This is a genomic window from Luteibacter rhizovicinus, from assembly GCF_004342265.1.
In the GTDB taxonomy this organism is placed as follows: Bacteria; Pseudomonadota; Gammaproteobacteria; order Xanthomonadales; family Rhodanobacteraceae; genus Luteibacter; species Luteibacter rhizovicinus_B.
The window spans coordinates 389,002-406,839 of record NZ_SMCS01000002.1; the positions used below are offsets into that span (position 1 = coordinate 389,002).

Sequence of the window (17,838 nt, forward strand, 5' to 3'; positions counted from 1 at the left end):
GAGACAATTGATCGGAATAGCTAAAGCCAGCAATCAGGTTTAACTGCCGATCCGGGCCGTTGCGGCCACGAACAAAGGAAACTAGAGCGGGTGAAGGGAACACCCACCCCCTATCCCAATTGTCTTTAAGACCAACAATTTGCGGCGGGACAAGAGGTTACAATCAGGGATACCAAAAACGGGACTGTCGGCAGGCTAGCACGCTCGGAGGCGGAACCACTAGGGAAGCCTCGTCACGGGGCCCGTTCCGGCACTTCTCGAATGAGGTGATTTTGCCATCCAATTCCGTCCACGGCCCCCTCTGTTGGTCGACGACCGGGAGCTAAGGTCCATCCGGCTCGACCCCTCATCGTGTGTCAGAATGACAGGCCGGCCTGTCGTATATCCGCCCAATGACCTACGCCGAAGACCTCAAAGCCCTGGTCATCTCAGCACTGCTCCCCACCCTCACCGTCGATGAGGTTATCGGAACCGAAGTACGGTTCGGGGAGGGGCAATTCCGCGCTGACCTCGTAATAGCCTCGCCCGTCCGGCTGAGCGCCCTCGAAATCAAAGGGCCCCGCGACAACCTCGATAAGCTCGCGGGCCAAGCTGAGGGGTATGACGCGATGTTTCTGGATTTTTCGGTAGTCGCGGATGCCGCGTGGCTCGACGCGCTCCGAATCAAACTACCCCGTTCGGCCGGCCTAATGACCCTCAGCGGGCAATCACTTCTCCGTATCCGGCAGCCCCGCATCCGTACCCGCCTTGGACCTGAGACGGCGCTTCGGTGGCTGCGAACGGAAGACCTCAAGCTTCTTCTTCGGGTACCGGGGCAGTCACTCCCGGGGCACTACGAGGGTCTTGTCGAGTTGGCGAGGAGAACGGTGCCGGCGCCGACCCTTTCCGCATTTGCCCTCATGTCCGTACGGGACCGGCTGCAACCTCGCTTTGACGCCTTTCGCCAGGAACTGGGAAAGACCGTCACGCTTGATGATGTGAGGATGCTGACTCTTGGCGACCGGATTACAGGCCCAGACGGGAAATCTGCCGCGCAAGATGAAAGTTGACTCGGTTCGCAATCCAAAAGGATGGGCTGCGCCCCGGGGGGTTGCCTGCCGCCGCCGCGTCGATGTTGTCATGCGCCCAGCACTTCAACGTCACGTACCGTCCATCGGCCCTGGCATCCTTGGCCGCCCGGATGTAGCCGCCGTCGGAACGGCGGTATCGATAATAGTAAAAACTCTCGTCGAGCATAACGTCGACGCGCGGGACCCAGTTCGTCACAGTCCCCTTGAAATCCATCGGATGGATTGCCGCATAGTCACCGTAAGACACTCCGGGGAAATGAGTCCGGCACCAGTTTCCAAGGTCGACCTCAAGTAGCCGGAACTCACCTGTGTCGTCACCTCCGCCTGCGGAGACCACGCTGTTGGGGAACGAGCTAGACGCCACGGAAAGATGCCGAAGACCAAGATTTCCTACGGAATTCAGCATTTCTACGAGTCTTGCAGCTGCGCCGTTGATGGTGGCGCGGGTGATGAACCCTGCGTCCAAAATGACCACGACATCTCGAAAGCCGACCAAACCGGTCAATGCAGCGGTGAACGCGTCGAAGTCACGATAGGAAGTAGGGATTCGAACTGCGACACGATGAAACTTCTCACGAAGACGCCCAACCTGAGTCAAGAACGGTTGCAACTCGAATGGCTCAAGGAGATGAACCATTGGAACGCAGTTAGTAGGAAGGTTGGCGTGCGCGAAATCTGTCCACGCCTTGAATCCGGCTGTGTCGTCAAGGAGTCGGTCGAATTCTGAATTTTGTAGGCTTTCGAGCGACGTTAGGTCTGCGACAAATGGGGCACCGTCCAGAACTTCGGACACCAACTCGACACTCTTGGCAACATCCCCGCCCGCATTCTTGGGCGTCCGTCGTGAACGAGTGAGCTCAATCACCGGAAACAGCTTTTTCAGGTCCGCGCCTGGTAGCTCACGAAGGCCACGAATTTCGGCCACACGCGAGCGAAGGATGGGGAGGTAATCCGTCATTGGTTAACCTGATATCCGAGTTTTTGCACGCGGTACTTCATCGCCAGAGCGGACACCCCGAATTGGGCGGCTAATGCAGAGAGGGACGTTTCACCGGCTGCAATTTTCTGCCGGACATCCTCGGCCGGCATCAAAAGCTCAGCGGCAAACTGGTCAGCCTCTCGTTCCATGCGACTCGGGTCATTGGTCCGGCGTGCAAACGTCCTGTCCCTAAATTCGGTCTGTCCCTCTGAGTGCAGAAGGAAGTGGGCGATTTCATGCGCTATGGTGAATCGCTTGCGGTTGAGGTGATGGAATGCGTTCACCCCGACAACCCATTGTCCGCTGCGAATTTCCAGGAACCCGGACATGTCGTCGTCCATGGGCTCTTCAACGACCTCAAGGCCCAGATACTCAGCCACTCCCCGGACGTTGAGCGGCAATCGCATAAGGTTCGCGGCCTTCAACTTGGCGACGAGCTCGGGACCAGTCATCGTGACAGCAGGGCCGACCGTTGGTTGTGTCGTCTTCTTTCGGACAATAGCCATCAGGGCGCCTCTTTGTCCGGAGGGAGCCCAATGGTGCCTTCCTCGTCTTCGCTGTTATCAAACGCGGACGGCTGTCGTTCTTTCAGATGCCTCTTGATTGCAACCAAGTCTTTTTCAACCGATTCCAACTGTCCAGATAGACCAATGTCCTGTACTGCATAGGACACCTCGTCTCGGAATTTATTTGTCTCAAGGTAGTGATGCATCGCAGTCTTCGCCGCTTCGTGGGCCATGTCCTCAGCCGCCGCCTTGGAGAAAAACCGCAGGGTCAGAACGGAGAGGACTCCCATCACGGCGATGAGAATTCCCATATAGGTAATTATGGTCTGGTAAAAACTGCTGAGTGCGGAGACCACATCTCCGTCGCTCCAACGGTTTTCTTGTACAACGGGCAAAGCTGCGGCTAGCGGAGCAGACACGACCGGTGCAGCAGCGCTAGAAATTGCCGCCGGCGCCCCAACTTTTGGACGGGCCGCATGGTGCGGCATGTGGCGAACGACGTCCTGGACATCGAAGGCATGCACCCGCCAAGCCTGAAAGAACAGACCCAAGATAGCAACTCCGGTCAGGACAGCATAAACATAAGCCTTGCGTCGATATTTCTGGCCAGGCTTGTCCTTCATAACCGTTCCCCGTCTCGTCCCGTGCGACATTGTGAGCGACTTCTTAGACGGCTGCCACTCTGATTTGGCCAAGTAGGCGCCGCGCCCTACGCTCTGTTGGCTGATTTATAAGCGAGTGGCTTCCATGCAAATGGGAATGACGTTGCAGCATCCCCATGCCCTTGGTTGCTCAGGACTATAGGGATGGGCATCCAGCGCGACCCGTGGACGACTCCTGTCTAGGTCGGCAGGGGCCGGCAAGGCTCCTCGATAAGGAGATTGAAGAAGGCGGACAACCTTTGCCGGTGCTTATTCATTGTGTGTCCGGCAGGCGGCTCAACTCCGTCGACCTTCGCCCTCTTGATGATGTCTTTAACCGACATATCCTTGTTTCCGGGAATCTTCGATGCGTTTCTCGGCCAAAACTGCACCTCGTCGAAGAACAGACAGCAATCATCGGACGAAAGAAACGAAAGCGGCTTGTCCCCGACGATGCCCAGAAACAGGCGGAGAGTGTGGCGACTGTCGAGCACCGTTTTCTTCTCGCGGCCCGCACGCTCCAGGTCGCTGATGTGCACGCCAATCTGGTGCGCCAGCATCTCTTTCTGTTTCGCTCGTCCCGCGCAAGGTGCCGCGCCGTTGTCGGCTGCCTGGGACGCGGGAGTCTGGGTGGCCTCTCGGACGAGCTCACGGAACTGCCGCTCGTCTTCCGCATTGTCGATTTGCACATTTCGGAAGACGGTGCCATTGGGAAGCGCCACCTCACCCAACGTCAGGTCGCGCCGGCCAACACTTCGCGCTGCATCAAGCGCTTTTTTTGAGGTCCACGCCCTCCCCCTTTCGTAGGCTTCTAAATGCCTCAGAGAGTGCCACAGCCATGCATTCCGCAACCAGTCGGGCAGCGTCCCCTTTGGTCATGTGAAGTGGACGAACAAGAAAGCGGGAGCCGACGACCGGCAAGAGGTCCGCAGGGACGCGGAAGCGGACGTAGAGTCCGGCCTTACGATGGAGGAAGAGGGGCTTTGGCACTGCGGCGATACCTCAAACGATACCTTTTAGGGGCCGTTTTCTGGGTATCGCTGATTGCCCGAATCCGTTGTGCCGCATGGGACACAGGGGTCGATGGAGCGGGTGAAGGGAATCGAACCCTCGTCAGTAGCTTGGGAAGCTACAGCTCTACCATTGAGCTACACCCGCGTCGGGCTGGGATGTTAGTACGTCGGTCGGTCTGCTGGAAGCGCTATCGGTTAGCGGCCGGCTGAACAGCCTGCGGGTCCCGGCCTGCACGGGCCCTGGCGGCCGCGCATAATCGGCGCAGGAACTTACCCGTCGGAGCTCGAAATCATGCGCAGGTCCGTCCGTCCAGCATCGCCTGTTCTTGTCGCGCTAGCCTGCGCCGCGTGCGCGCTGTCGACGGTTGCCATCGCGCAATCGGCCAATCCGCCCGCCCGGACGGTTTCGACGGCCAATATGCCGAAGCCCGGGGTCAGCTTCATCCAGGGTCCGACGCCGGAACGGCGCGTGACGACGACCAGTTACGGCACGTTGCCGACACCGGCGCGGCTGCACGTCACGGAGAGGCGTACGGACGGCAGCTATTACAGCGAAGACAACAACGGTAATTACAGCGAAGGCGCCTATTCGTCCGGAAGCTATGTCAGTGGCTATGCGGCAGGTTTCGGCGGTTGGGGCGACGACGACCGCCGTGGCGGTCATGGCGGCAATCACGGCCACGATCATGGGCATGACGGTCACGATGGTCACGATGGTCACGACGACGGTCATCATGGCGGCCGCCCCCAGAATGGCAATTCGGTCAGCGTCGCGCAGCCGACGCCCTCGCGCCCTTATCCGAACGCGGGCGGCGGACAGATCACGCTCGCGCCATCGCCGCCTCCGCCCCGGGACAACCACGGCGGTCGTCCGCCCCAACCGGGAACCGGGATTCCCGCCAATGGCGGCCCGCAGCCGGGTACGGGCATGACCGGTAACGGCTGGCGGCCGGGTAGCGGCCACTGAGTCCACACTCCCGATCGCTGCTGTAATAGCGTCGCAGGCGAGCGGCTCAGGCCGCCAGCCGCTACAATTGCGGGCATGCAAATCGTGCTCAACGGTAGCCCGCGCGACTGCGCGTCCGGCACCACTATCGCCCTGCTCCTCGACCAGTCCGGTTATGCCGGCAAGCGTGTGGCCGTGGAAGTGAATCTCGATATCGTGCCGCGCAGCCAGCACGCCAGCCATGCGCTTGCCGACGGCGACCGCGTGGAAATCGTGCACGCCATGGGCGGCGGCTGAGCGACCCGGCTTTTATCAGGACCGAACACCATGACCCAGCTAACGCAGACCGGCGACGACACGCTCGTCATTGCGGGCAAGCACTTCCACTCCCGACTGCTTACGGGCACCGGCAAGTACAAGGATTTCGACGAAACCCGTCGTGCCACGGATGCCGCGGGTGCGCAGATCGTCACGCTGGCGATCCGCCGCGTGAATATCGGTCAGGACGCCAGCCAGCCGAACCTGCTGGATGCGCTGCCGCCCGATCGCTTTACGCTGCTGCCCAATACGGCCGGCTGCTATACGGCCGATGACGCCGTGCGCACCTGCCGTCTGGCGCGCGAACTGCTCGATGGACATTCGCTGGTGAAACTCGAAGTGCTGGGCGACCAGCGCACGCTGTATCCGGACGTGGTCCAGACGCTGGCGGCGGCCGAGAAACTCGTCGCCGACGGTTTCGACGTGATGGTCTATACGTCGGACGACCCGATCCTGGCGCGCCGTCTCGAAGAGATCGGCTGCGTGGCGATCATGCCGCTGGCCGCACCGATCGGTTCGGGCCTGGGCATCCAGAATCGCTACAACCTGCTGGAAATTATCGAGAACGCCAAGGTGCCGGTGATTGTCGACGCGGGTGTCGGCACGGCGTCCGACGCTGCGATCGCCATGGAACTCGGTTGCGACGGCGTACTGATGAATACCGCCATCGCCGGCGCGAAAAATCCGGTGTTGATGGCCCATGCGATGAAGCTCGCCGTGGAAGCCGGCCGCGCCGCGTTCCGCGCGGGTCGCATTCCGCGCAAGCGTTTTGCATCGGCGTCCAGTCCTATCGACGGTCTGGTGGGTTGAGTTAACGCCATGCAGCACGACGACGAAACACCGGAAACCACGCCTTATCTGCGCCGCATCCGCAGCTTCGTGCTGCGCGAAGGCCGCATGACGCCCGCGCAGCAGCGTGCCTTCGACGACCATTGGACGCGCTTCGGCCTGGACTATGCGGCCCAGCCGCGCGATCTCGATGCCACATTCGGCCGCTCCGCACCCCGCGTGCTGGAAATCGGCTTCGGCAACGGCGAGGCGCTGGCCTGGGCCAGCGAGCACGATCTGGAACGCGACTACGTCGGCGTGGAAGTGCATAGCCCCGGCGTCGGGCGCGTGATGAATGCGCTGGCCGAACGCGATGCGGCCAACGTTCGCGTTTATAAGCACGACGCGGTCGAAGTGCTGGAAAACGAAATCGCACCGGGCGCACTGTCCGAAGTGCGCATCTGGTTCCCCGATCCCTGGCACAAGAAAAAGCACAACAAGCGCCGCCTCGTGCAGCCAGCCTTCGTCGAATTGCTGGCGTCCCGCATGGCTCCCGGCGGCCTGCTGCATCTGGCGACCGACTGGGAGGCTTACGCCGAACACATGCGCGAGGTCATGGAAGCCGCGCCGGGCTGGCGCAATCGCGTCGGCCCCGGACTTTCGGCGGACAAGCCGGCATGGCGTATCGAAACGCACTTCGAGCGTCGCGGTACCCGCCTCGGTCACGGCGTCTGGGATTTCCTTTACGAGCGGACGACGACGGCGCCTTGACCCGGCTTCGGGCATAACGCGGGGCTATCCCCCGCGGAGCCCCGAGTCCATGTCCATCGAAAGTCTGGCCGACCTTATCGCCGAAACGTTGCAGGAAGCCGGTGTCCGCCGCATCTACGGCATCGTCGGCGACAGCCTCAACGCCATTACCGAATCGCTGCGCGAGCGCGGCCGGATCGACTGGGTGCACGTGCGCCACGAGGAAGTCGCGGCCTTCGCGGCGGGCGGCGAGGCACAGCTGACCGGCGAACTCACCGTCTGCGCCGGCAGTTGCGGCCCCGGCAATCTCCACCTGATCAATGGCCTGTTCGACTGCCATCGCACGCGCGTCCCCGTGCTGGCCATCGCCGCGCATATTCCCAGTGCGGAAATCGGTAGCGGCTATTTTCAGGAAACCCACCCCACCGATCTGTTCCGCGAATGCAGTGTCTACTGCGAAATGGTCTCCGACCCCGCGCAGATGCCACAGGTTTTCGACTCGGCTATCCGCGCCGCGATCGGGCTGAACGGCGTGGCGGTGGTCGTGATTCCGGGCGACGTAGCGATGAAGAAATCGCCGGTAAAGCGAACCACACCGCTGGCCGGCCTGATCCCGCCGGTGCCGCGCATCGTACCGGCCGAGAAAGAACTCGACGCACTGGCCGCGTTGCTCAATGCCGGCAAGCGCGTCACCCTGCTATGCGGTCGCGGGTGCGCGGGTGCGCATGACGAACTGATGGCGTTGGCCGGCGCGCTCAAGTCGCCGATCGTCCACGCACTGGGCGGCAAGGAATACATCGAATACGACAATCCCTTCGACGTCGGCATGACCGGCCTGATCGGCTTCAGTTCCGGCTATTACGCGATGGAAGACTGCGACACGCTGCTGATGCTGGGCACCGACTTTCCCTACCGCCAGTTCTATCCGGAAGACGCGACAATCGCCCAGGTGGACCTGCGGCCCGCCAATATCGGCCGTCGCTGCCGGGTGGATCTCGGGGTGGTGGGCGACGTAAAGGCCACGCTACAAACCCTCTTGCCGCGGATCGAAGAGAAGCGAGTCAGCGGTCATCTGGATCGCTGCCTCGCCCACTACCAGCGCAGCCGCAAGGACCTGGACGACCTCGCCGCCATCGAGCCGGGGCACGACCTGATCCATCCGCAACAGGTCACGCGGCTGGTCAGCGAATTGGCCGAGGACGATACCGTGTTCACCTGCGATGTCGGCACGCCCACGGTATGGGCGGCTCGCTATCTGCGCATGAACGGTCGTCGCCGCCTGCTGGGTTCCTTCGTGCACGGTTCCATGGCCAACGCCCTGCCCCAGGCCATCGGTGCGCAGTCCGCGTTTCCCGGACGGCAGGTGGTCTCGCTGTCGGGCGACGGCGGTTTCACGATGCTGATGGGCGACCTCATTACGCTTACCCAGCAGCGGCTGCCGGTGAAGGTCATCGTGCTCAACAATGGCACGCTGGGCTTCGTCGAAATGGAAATGAAGACCGCGGGCCTGCTGGAAACTGGCGTCCAGCTCGACAACCCCGATTTCGCCGCCATGGCGAATGCGATGGGTATCCACGGCCGCCGAGTAACCCGTGCCAGCGACCTGCCCTCGGCCATCGCCGAGGTGCTTGCGCACGAGGGGCCAGCGCTACTCGATGTGGTGAGCAATCGCCAGGAACTGTCGATGCCGCCGAAGATCAGCGCCGCGCAGGTGAAGGGTTTCAGCCTCTATGCGCTGAAGGCGGTGATGAGCGGACGAGGCGATTCGATCGTGGATCTGGCGTTGAGCAATCTGAGCCGCTAAGCCGGCTCTCGCGCCGCTCCCACAGAGAGCGGCGCAGCCGCAGGCCTGATGGCGGGAGAAGGCCGCGCATAGAACGACACCCATTCAGCCCCCGCGCAACTTCGCATCTCATGCGCAGCGTATACTCCGAACGCATAACCCGCTGCCCTGGCCACACGATGCCGACAGCTCTACGTACGCGCAACACCGACCGGACCAGGAACGCCGGCTTGTGGCTCTGACTCTCACTCCCGAAATGATCCTCGTGCTTGGCCTGGTGGGCTTCACCATGGTCATGCTCGTGCTGGAGTGGATTCGCGCGGACATGGTCGCGCTGCTGGTGGTCGTGACCATCGGCCTTACCGGCCTGATTCCCGGCGACCAGGTGTTCAACGGCTTCGCCGGTAACGCGGTTATCGCCATCATCGCGATCATGATCATGGGCGCGGGCCTCGACCGGGCCGGTGTCCTGAACCTCACGGCCGCCTTCGTCATGCGCATGGCTCGCGGCGTCGAATCGCGCCTGGGCGTGGTGGTCAACAGCGTCACCAGCCTGTTCAGCGCCGTGATCCCGAGCCAGGCGCTGGCGGCGCTGATGATTCCCGTTACCAGCCGTCTTTCGGCGCGAACGGGCGTGCCGCTGTCGCGACTGCTGCTGCCGATGTCCTTCTGCATCCTGACGGCGACGAACACGACGCTGATCGCGAACTCGCCGCTGATCGTACTGAACGACCTCATCGCCAGCGCCAACAGCAACCTGCCCCCGGGTGCGCACACCATTCCGAAATTCGGTCTGTTCAGCGTCACGCCCGTGGGTCTGGTGCTGGCCGTGACCGGCGTGCTGTTCTTCTATGCATTCACCCGCAAGCTGCTACCCGAGCGCGAGGACGACCGCCTGAAGGTCACGCCGGGTCGTACGGAAAGCTACTTCGCGGACACCTATGGCATCGTCGGCGAAACGGCCGAGCTGACCGTAACCGCCGAAAGCCCGCTGGTCGGCATGAGCATCGGCGAGGTCGAACAGCTGCACGGCGCGCCGCTGATCCTCGCGATCAAGAACGGCAACGAATCCCGAGTGGCCCCGCCGTCCGACCAGATGATCTGGGTCGGTACCGTGCTCGGTGTGCTGGCTCCGAAAGAGGCCATCGGCGTTTTCGCGAACAACCAGCTGTGCCGCGTATCCACCCGCATGCGCCAGCTGGGCGAGCAGTTCAATACGACGCAGGCCGGTATTTCCGAAGCCGTCATTCCGCCTAGCTCGCGCTTCATCAAGCAGACCGTGGGCGAACTCCGCCTGCGCAAACGCTTCGGTATTTCCGTGCTGGCGGTGAACCGCGGCGATGAAGTGTTTCGCGAGGACGTGCGCGCCGTGGCGTTGCGCGCCGGCGATACCCTGGTCCTGCACAGCAAATGGCGCGACCTGATGCTTGCGCAGGAAGACCGCGACATCGTGGTGGTGACCGACGTACCGAAGGACGAAGCGCGCCCCGGCAAAATCTGGCAGGCGGTGGGTTTCTTCGTGCTGGCCAAGTGCCTCGCGCTGTTCACGCACCTGGACCTGTCGGTGGCGATGATGACGGGCGCGGTGGGCATGCTGCTGACCGGCGTGCTGAACATGGACGAGGCTTATAAGGCCATCAACTGGAAGACCATCTTCGTCACGGCATGCCTGATTCCGTTGGGCTGGTCGATGGATTCCACCGGCACGGCCTCGTGGATCGCCCAGGAAGTGCTGCAGATACTCGGCGGCGCGCCGCAATGGACGCTGCAGTTGTCCATCGCCGTACTGACGCTGCTGTTCTCGCAGGTGATGTCGAACGTGGGCGCGACGGTGATGATGGTGCCCATCGCCATCAGCGTGGCGGTCAGTACCGGCGGCAATCCATCGGCGTATGCGTTGATCGTCGCCGTATCGTCGTCGAACACGTTCCTGCTGTCGTCGGGCCACCCGGCACTGATGATGGTCGCGGGTCCCGGCGGTTACCGTTCGAAGGACTTCCTGCGGGTCGGCATTCCGCTGACCATTCTGGTTCTGACGCTGACGTTGGTCACCATCAATTACATGTATCGCTGAGCGCCGGCCCAGCCGTGCTTTTTGCTTTTCTGTGGGAGCGCGCCCGCGCGCGAAAGCCAACGGAGAGATGACGCGGTGGATGGCATCCGCAGCCAGACGATCAGGCTCACGGATATGAGCGTCAGGCTTCCTCGCCCCGTTGGCTTTCGCGCGCAGGCGCGCTCCCACCAAGTTCCCACAAAGACAGGCGTGGCCGGCTTACGGCAGCACAACCTGTCCATCCGCCACAGCCACCGGGACCGACCGCAAACGATCGCCGCGACACGGGCCCGCCGTGCATTCGCCGGTCGCGGCCGCGAAACTCGCGCCATGCGCCGCGCAAACCAGCACGCCGTCCTTCACCAGGAACTTGCCCGGCGCCCAGTCCAGACGACGCCCGGCATGGGGGCAGATATTGAGATAAGCGCGTGCTTCCGTGTCCCGGCGCCAGACCACCAGCGACTCGTCTTCGCCATTCACGACGGCGTTGACCTCGATGGCCTCGCCGTCCGGAATGTCGTCGAGGCGGCACAACACGGTGGCCGGGGATGAAATGGCCATGGGCACTTGTCTCCTGAAGGATTTGGCCCCAAGGTTAGAGGCCTGCATGCATGTCATTGTGCCATACGGATTTTTAACCAATGAGCTTCACGTTTCCGCCTCCCCGCCGCTCCCGCAATCCGCTCGTCCGCGTGTTCTCGCTGCTGGCGGGACTGGCCGTGCTGGGGGTTCTGCTGGTGTTCGGCGTAGTGGTTCTGGGTGTACTCGCGGTCGGCGGCATCGTCTTCTTCGGCTGGCGCCAGTGGAAACTGGCTCGTGCCCGCGCGACCGGCGCGGCCCCTGCCGCCCAGGCCCGCGCCAAGCACGATCCCAATGTGCTGGAAGGCGAATTCGTGGTGATCAACCAGAATCGCCACGCGCATCATTAATGCGCAAGATGCGGATGGTATGGGGCGTCGCCTCCTCCTAAGCTGGTCTTCTTCGGGAGACCTATGATGAATTCATCGACAGCTATCGCCTCATCGTCCACGTCCGATGCCCTCGAACGGGTACGCATCGAACTGGAACAGTCCGAAACAGCGCCGAACCTCGCCGATCTGGCGCGTATCGCGAACCTGAGCCCCACCCATCTCCAGCGCGCCTTCCGGCGTCGCTATGGCGTCAGCCCCGCCGAGTACGCCCGCGTCCGGCGCTTCGGCCAGTTTCGCAGCGCCCTGCGCGACGGCGCCGCGGTTACCGATGCCGTTTACGAAGCCGGTTTTGGCTCCGGCAGCCGGGTCTACGAGCAGAGCAACCGCCTCCTCGGCATGACTCCGGCGAGTTATCGCTCCGGCGGCGCGGGCGCGAGTATTCGCTACACGACCACCGACACCCCGCTGGGTGCGCTGTTGGTAGCGACCACCGAACGCGGCATCTGCGCCGTAACGCTCGGCGACGACGACGCGACGCTGGAAAAAAGGCTGGCGGACGAATTCCCGCTTGCGGCGCGCGAACGTGTCGATAACGGGCGGGAAGAATGGCTGGATGCCGTTATCGCCCGCGTGGCGAACGAACTGGGCTGGAGCGACCGGAAGCCGCCCGAACTGCCGCCGCTCGATATCGCGGCTACCGCCTTCCAGTGGCGCGTATGGGATGCGCTCACCCGCATTCCCCACGGCGAAACGATGAGTTACGGAAAACTCGCCGCGCAACTCGGCACACCGAAGGCGGCGCGAGCCGTCGGGCGTGCCTGCGGAAGCAATCGGCTGGCGTTGATCGTGCCCTGCCACCGTATCGTTCGCGAAGACGGGACGCTCGGCGGCTGGCGCTGGGGCGTGGAGCGCAAGGACCGGTTGCTGGCCGCCGAGCGTGCCATGAACGTCGCTCAACGCTGACCACGAAACGTTTCGCTACCGCCGCGCCACGCGCGGCGATATCGTCTCGGGTCCGCGTCTCCGGCGCGGCCCACGGACACTCCCCATGAACGACTCTGCCTGTACCACCGAGACTGTCACCACGCCCAGCCTTGCCGATCCCCGCTGGATGGTGCCGCTCGCGCTTTTTGCGCTGTATGTCATTTGGGGTTCCACCTATCTGGCCATCCGCTACGCGCTGGCAAGCTATCCGCCATTCCTGCTCGCGGGCGTGCGTTTCACCGTCGCCGGCCTGCTGTTGTTCGCGGTGCTGCGCCTGCGCGGCGCGCCGTTGCCCACCGCGCGGCAATGGCGCAATGCCGCCGTTACCGGCGTCCTGCTGCTCGGCTTCGGTAACGGCCTGGTCTGCTTCGCGGAGCAGTCGGTGAGTTCCGGCATCGCCGCCGTGGCGGTGGCCAGCATGCCGCTGTTCGCCGCCATCTTCGCCGGCATGTACGGCGACTGGCCCAATCGCGGCGAAACCGTCGGGCTGCTGCTGGGTTTCGTGGGTGTCGTCGTGCTGAATCTGGGCACCGGCCTGTCCGGTTCGCGACTCGGCGCGCTGGCGCTCATCTGTGCCGCCACGGCCTGGGCCTTCGGGTCGGTGTGGAGCAAGCGGCAGGACATGCCCAAGGGTCCGATGAACGTCGCGGCGCAAATGCTCTGCGCCAGCGTCGCGCTGATCCTAGTGGCCCTGCTGCGCGGCGAGCGCCTGCCTGCCCATCCCCTGCCCAGCGCCACGTTCGCCGTCGCTTACCTGGTGGTATTCGGTTCGATCGTCGCGTTCAGCGCGTATCTGTATGTGCTGAAAACGGTGCGTCCGGCGCTGGCGACCAGCTACGCCTATGTGAATCCCCCCGTCGCGGTGCTCTTCGGCGTGGCGTTCGCGGGCGAGCATGTCGGCCCGTTCGACATCGCCGGCATGGCGATCATCCTGGTCGGCGTGGGCATCATCACGCTGATGCGGCAGCGGGCCGCCGCACGCTGATTCGACCATCGGCCAGTTGCCCGTAGCGTCCGCTGCTTCCACCATGGGTGCGAATCAGGAGACGCTACGATGCAACCGAACGAAGAACGAGGGCTGGCCCGTTTTGCCCTGCGCTGCACCGCGTGGGCGGAAAGCTGGTTTCCCGATGCCTATGTGTTCGCCGCGCTGGCGGTCATTGTCGTCGCGTTGCTGGCGATGGGCATGGGCGCCACGCCGGTCGCGACCGTTACCGCCTTCGGCGACGGCTTCTGGAGCCTGATTCCCTTCACGATGCAGATGGCCTTCGTGGTCATCGGCGGCTATGTCGTCGCGACAGCCCCGATCGTCGCGCGTTTTATCGAACGGCTGGCACGCGTGCCGCGCACGGGGCCCGGCGCGATCTGCTACGTCGGACTCGTCAGCATGCTGGCTTCGCTGCTGAGCTGGGGTTTCTCGCTTGTTTTCGGGGGGCTGCTCGTTCGCGCGCTGGCCAGACGGGAAGACCTGCGCATGGACTACCGCGCGGCGGGAGCCGCGGCCTATCTCGGACTCGGCGCGGTATGGGCCATGGGACTGAGTTCGTCGGCGGCGCAATTGCAGGCCAATCCGGCGAGCATGCCGCCCGCCCTGTTGAAGATCACCGGCGTACTGCCCTTCAGCCAGACGATTTTCCTGTGGCAGTCGATCCTTCTCACCGTCGTGCTCATCGGCGTATCGCTGGTGGTGTGCTGGCTGACTGCGCCCCGTGCGAACGCACGTACCGCACGCGATGTCGGCGTCGAGGACAACGTGTCGACGCCTCCGCTACCGAAGCGCGAGCGGCCCGGCGAATGGCTGGAATACAGCCCGGTGCTGTCGGTCCTGATCGGTTTGCTCGGCCTTGGCTGGCTGGCGCATGAGTTCGCCTCCAAGCCGGTCGTCACCGCGATCGCGAACCTCAATACCTATAACTTCATGTTCCTTACCGTAGGACTGTTGCTGCACTGGCGTCCGCGTAGTTTTCTCAATGCCGTGGCGCGTGCCGTTCCGAGTACCACCGGCGTACTCATCCAGTTTCCGCTTTACGGTGGCATTGCCGCGTTGCTCACGCAGGCGAAGGGCGCCAGCGGCGAGCCGCTCGCGCATCATCTGGCGAATGCTTTCGTGCGTATCGCATCGACGGATAGCTTCACGCTCGTCATGGGCGTGTATTCGGCGATTCTCGGATTCTTCGTGCCGTCGGGTGGCGGCAAGTGGGTCATCGAGGCGCCGTATGTGATGCAGGCCGCCAACGATCTGCACGTGCATCTTGGGTGGGCCGTGCAGGTTTATAACGCGGCCGAGGCGTTGCCGAACCTGATCAATCCGTTCTGGATGCTGCCGTTGCTTGGTGTGCTTGGACTGAAAGCGCGCGATATCGTCGGCTTCACGTTTATGCAGTTGCTGGTGCATATCCCGTTGGTGCTGGGGTTGCTGTGGTTGTTGGGGATGACGTTGGCGTATGTGCCGCCGGTGATGCCGTAGCGCACGTTGGGCAACGCAACACGGACCCAAAACATTACCGCGAACGTCCCTGCACCCTCACCGTCATTCCGGCGCACGTGCGCCGGAATGACGGTGAGGGAGGTTGTCGTGCCACTGCGACATCTCCCTCGACCCGGCCCTACAACTCCCGCAACGCCGTCGTCACCGGCACCCGCGCGGCGCGCACCGCGGGAAACAACCCGCCGATAAACCCGATCGCCAACGCCCACTTCAACCCGGTCCACAGCAACGCAGGCGATACCTTGAACTGAAAGACGACCTGACTGAAGTTCGCCCCCAGCGTCGACGCGGTGTATCCGTTGAATATCGCCCAGACGATGCCAGCTCCGATCGCTCCGCCGATCAATGCCAGCAGCATTGTCTCCAACATCACGGACACCACGACCGGAATACCGCGAAACCCGATGGCTCTCAGCGTGGCTATCTCGCGAGAGCGCGCGGCGATGGCGGCGAACATGGTGTTCAGCGCACCGAATACCGCACCCACCGCCATGATCGCACCCACGACGATACCCACGATGCGCAATACCTTGGTCAGACCCTCGGATTGTTTACCGAAGTATTCCTTCGTCGTCGTTACGTCGACCTTGATGCGCGGATCGCTGACCAGCGCCGCCTTGAACGTATCGAATGCCTGCGGCGAGTCGAGGAGCACGGTGATCGATTGCACGCTGCTGCCCCGGCGATACGCCGAAGCCACGCTTTGCGTGTCGCCCCACAGTTCCGATTCCAGCACATCGCCCGATGCAAACACGCCAACGACCGTCCAGGTCTGCCCGGCAAGACGAAGCTCCTTGCCGACATCCAGTCCTTCGAATTGCTTGCGCGCGCCTTCGCCCACGATGAGTTCGCGCAGTCCCGGTTTGAACTTGCGTCCCTGCGTGATACGCACCTGATCGCGTAGCCCCCACACGGCGTCGCTGACGCCGCGAATAGGCACGTTCGCGTCGCTGTTCGGATCGCCCTTCATCGGAAGGTTCGCCACGACGACGATTTCACCCGACGCCGTCGGCCTGCCCTGCGCATCCTTGCGCACACCGGGTGCCTGCATCACGACATTGGCGCTGTCGCGATCCATGACCGAATTAAGCTCGGCCTGCGAGCCGCCGCGCAGGACAATCGCCGTGCGGTCGTTGCCCGCCGATTGCAGCGTGGCACTGAAACCGTCGCTCATGGCCAGCATCGCAACCAGCACACCGACGACGCCCGCAATGCCGATCACCACGACCGACGACGAGCCGATGCGCTGACGCAATGTACTGAGTCCGACGCGGGTGACCGACCAGGTCTGCCGGCCGCGACGGGTGAATACCATCCATAACGCCAGACCTACGGCGATGATGACGACGCCTTGCCAGGGGAGGCTGATCCACAGGGCAAGGAAGGCGGCGACGACAACGAGCATGCCGAGTCCGAAGAAGAACTTGTTCATGGCTTTCACGGGATAGTTCTCCTTAGCGACCGGCAAGCGCGTCGACGATGTTCAGTCGCATGGCGCGCATGGCAGGCAATGCCCCCACGGCGGCGCCGATAACGATCATCAGCACGATCCCGAGGACCCACGTACCTGTACCGATAGGTGGCAACTGCAACATGCCTCCGCTGCCCGCACTGATGATCGGGACGAGTACCGCGGCAAGCGCCAGTCCAAGAATGCCGCCGATAAGCAGCAACAGCACGCCTTCGGACAACACCATGGCCAGGACGCTACGGCTCGAGAAACCGATCGTCTTCAGCACGGCCAGTTCGTTGGTGCGTTCGCGTACGGCCTGAGCCATCGTGTTCGCCGTCAGCAGGATCAGGGTAAAGAACACCGCGCCCATGATCGACCCGACGATGAGCCCGATATTGCCAAGCTGCTTCGCGAACGATGCATTGAACGCCTGCTCGCTCTGCGACTTGGTTTCATGGTCGGAGTTGGCCGAGAGCGCATCGATGGCTTTCGCGACGCGATCAGCCTCCTTCGCATTGGTGAGTTTCACGATGTACCAGCCGACCGTCCCCTTCGTGTATGCGTTGGCTTCATCGAAGTAGGTCCAATGGAACAGGAACTGCTGATCGGTGCCGTTGGCGGCACCCTTGGCCGGCGTGTAGATGCCGACGATATCGAACGGCCAGGTCTTGTCGCCGTTCTTGCGTGGAAAGATCGTCGACTGAAGCGGAATCTTGTCGCCCACCTTCCAGCCGTAGCGCTTGGCCAGCGAGGCACCGACAATGGCGCCCGTTCGAGTCTGCTCGTAGGCTTTGCGTTGGTCGGCGGGGAGCTCGATCTCTTTATACATATCGAGATAGTTGTCGCTGACGGCAAAGCTCAGCACGAAGTTCTTCGGGTCCTGGAAGATGCCACCGAACCAGTTCGCGTGACCGACCGTGGCCACGCCGGGTATGGCGGCGACGCGTGTGGCAAGGCTGGCCGGTAGCGACTGGATGATTGAATAACGCGACGTCACGATCAGCCGGTCGACGCCCACGACGCTGTTGCCGCCCGACGTAAACGCGATGCGTACCGCGTCGAGCATGCCGAACAAGAGGAAGGCGGCAAGAATCGATACCAGCGTCAGGAACGTGCGCGACTTGCGCCGGAAAAGCGCGGCCCAGATCAGATGCAGATATTTCATGGCGCTTCCC

General features: G+C 62.9%; 19 protein-coding genes and 1 tRNA gene. 11 read left to right on the plus strand and 9 right to left on the minus strand.

All coding sequences use genetic code 11. From position 1 onward, the window contains the following. The first annotated feature begins 392 nt into the window (after positions 1–392). Positions 393–1,049 (plus strand): hypothetical protein, encoded by a 657-nt coding sequence (locus EC912_RS05820; RefSeq protein ID WP_132142204.1) that lies wholly within the window; start codon positions 393–395, stop codon positions 1,047–1,049. On the opposite strand, the gene EC912_RS05825 is transcribed toward EC912_RS05820, so the two are convergent. The 6 genes from EC912_RS05825 to EC912_RS05845 all read right to left on the minus strand — a co-directional run bounded on the left by EC912_RS05825 (position 1,006) and on the right by EC912_RS05845 (position 4,354). Beyond that, on the minus strand, positions 1,006–2,028 hold the full coding sequence (locus tag EC912_RS05825) for a beta family protein (protein WP_132142205.1): 1,023 nt from the start codon (positions 2,026–2,028) through the stop codon (positions 1,006–1,008). The genes EC912_RS05820 and EC912_RS05825 overlap by 44 nt on opposite strands. Next, positions 2,025–2,555: an ImmA/IrrE family metallo-endopeptidase gene (locus tag EC912_RS05830; protein ID WP_132142206.1), complete on the minus strand. Its 531-nt coding sequence runs from the start codon at positions 2,553–2,555 to the stop codon at positions 2,025–2,027. The genes EC912_RS05825 and EC912_RS05830 overlap by 4 nt, the downstream gene beginning before the upstream one ends. Beyond that, entirely contained in the window at positions 2,555–3,178 is a 624-nt protein-coding gene (locus EC912_RS05835) for a hypothetical protein (RefSeq protein WP_132142207.1), read from the minus strand. The genes EC912_RS05830 and EC912_RS05835 overlap by 1 nt, the downstream gene beginning before the upstream one ends. Before the next feature lie 218 nt (positions 3,179–3,396). Continuing rightward, positions 3,397–3,918: a hypothetical protein gene (locus EC912_RS05840; RefSeq protein ID WP_132142208.1), complete on the minus strand. Its 522-nt coding sequence runs from the start codon at positions 3,916–3,918 to the stop codon at positions 3,397–3,399. Between the two features lie 43 nt (positions 3,919–3,961). Next, complete coding sequence (locus EC912_RS19785; RefSeq protein WP_343136925.1) at positions 3,962–4,186, minus strand: DUF6538 domain-containing protein; 225 nt, start codon at positions 4,184–4,186, stop codon at positions 3,962–3,964. 94 nt (positions 4,187–4,280) lie between these two features. Next, positions 4,281–4,354 (minus strand) — tRNA-Gly (locus EC912_RS05845). A 147-nt stretch (positions 4,355–4,501) separates the two neighbouring features. Here EC912_RS05845 and EC912_RS05850 point away from each other — a divergent pair. From EC912_RS05850 to EC912_RS05875, 6 genes are all read left to right on the plus strand, one after another. Next, on the plus strand, positions 4,502–5,176 hold the full coding sequence (locus tag EC912_RS05850; protein ID WP_132142209.1) for a hypothetical protein: 675 nt from the start codon (positions 4,502–4,504) through the stop codon (positions 5,174–5,176). 75 nt (positions 5,177–5,251) lie between these two features. After that, a complete protein-coding gene (gene thiS / locus EC912_RS05855) occupies positions 5,252–5,452 on the plus strand; it encodes a sulfur carrier protein ThiS (RefSeq protein ID WP_132142210.1) in 201 nt (66 codons plus the stop codon). A 30-nt stretch (positions 5,453–5,482) separates the two neighbouring features. Beyond that, positions 5,483–6,283 carry a thiazole synthase gene (locus EC912_RS05860; protein WP_132142211.1) on the plus strand — a complete coding sequence of 267 codons (801 nt, stop codon included), beginning with the start codon at positions 5,483–5,485 and terminating at the stop codon, positions 6,281–6,283. A 9-nt stretch (positions 6,284–6,292) separates the two neighbouring features. Continuing rightward, on the plus strand, positions 6,293–7,012 hold the full coding sequence (gene trmB / locus EC912_RS05865; protein ID WP_132142212.1) for a tRNA (guanosine(46)-N7)-methyltransferase TrmB: 720 nt from the start codon (positions 6,293–6,295) through the stop codon (positions 7,010–7,012). 64 nt (positions 7,013–7,076) lie between these two features. After that, positions 7,077–8,795 carry a ubiquinone-dependent pyruvate dehydrogenase gene (gene poxB / locus EC912_RS05870; RefSeq protein ID WP_207906797.1) on the plus strand — a complete coding sequence of 573 codons (1,719 nt, stop codon included), beginning with the start codon at positions 7,077–7,079 and terminating at the stop codon, positions 8,793–8,795. A 235-nt stretch (positions 8,796–9,030) separates the two neighbouring features. Then, on the plus strand, positions 9,031–10,848 hold the full coding sequence (locus EC912_RS05875; protein ID WP_132142818.1) for an SLC13 family permease: 1,818 nt from the start codon (positions 9,031–9,033) through the stop codon (positions 10,846–10,848). Positions 10,849–11,046: 198 nt separating this feature from the next. Here the strand turns inward: EC912_RS05875 and EC912_RS05880 are convergent, their stop codons facing one another. Beyond that, positions 11,047–11,382, minus strand: coding sequence for a Rieske (2Fe-2S) protein (locus tag EC912_RS05880; RefSeq protein WP_207906798.1), 336 nt, complete (start codon positions 11,380–11,382; stop codon positions 11,047–11,049). 86 nt (positions 11,383–11,468) lie between these two features. Between EC912_RS05880 and EC912_RS05885 the strand changes: the two genes are divergently transcribed. The 4 genes from EC912_RS05885 (at position 11,469) to EC912_RS05900 (ending at position 15,189) form a co-directional block, all read left to right on the plus strand. Beyond that, positions 11,469–11,756 (plus strand): hypothetical protein, encoded by a 288-nt coding sequence (locus EC912_RS05885; RefSeq protein WP_132142215.1) that lies wholly within the window; start codon positions 11,469–11,471, stop codon positions 11,754–11,756. A 66-nt stretch (positions 11,757–11,822) separates the two neighbouring features. Next, the gene (locus EC912_RS05890) at positions 11,823–12,701 is read left to right on the plus strand and encodes a methylated-DNA--[protein]-cysteine S-methyltransferase (RefSeq protein WP_132142216.1); all 879 of its coding nucleotides are present in this window, start codon (positions 11,823–11,825) and stop codon (positions 12,699–12,701) included. Positions 12,702–12,786: 85 nt separating this feature from the next. Then, entirely contained in the window at positions 12,787–13,707 is a 921-nt protein-coding gene (gene yedA, locus EC912_RS05895; protein ID WP_132142217.1) for a drug/metabolite exporter YedA, read from the plus strand. Positions 13,708–13,776: 69 nt separating this feature from the next. Next, positions 13,777–15,189, plus strand: coding sequence for a short-chain fatty acid transporter (locus EC912_RS05900; protein WP_207906771.1), 1,413 nt, complete (start codon positions 13,777–13,779; stop codon positions 15,187–15,189). A gap of 139 nt (positions 15,190–15,328) precedes the next feature. Here EC912_RS05900 and EC912_RS05905 read toward each other — a convergent pair whose 3' ends face one another. Beyond that, positions 15,329–16,642, minus strand: a complete 1,314-nt coding sequence (locus EC912_RS05905) for an ABC transporter permease (RefSeq protein WP_132142822.1) — start codon at positions 16,640–16,642, stop codon at positions 15,329–15,331. Positions 16,643–16,664: 22 nt separating this feature from the next. Continuing rightward, positions 16,665–17,828, minus strand: a complete 1,164-nt coding sequence (locus EC912_RS05910; RefSeq protein WP_132142218.1) for an ABC transporter permease — start codon at positions 17,826–17,828, stop codon at positions 16,665–16,667. Positions 17,829–17,838 lie beyond the last annotated feature (10 nt).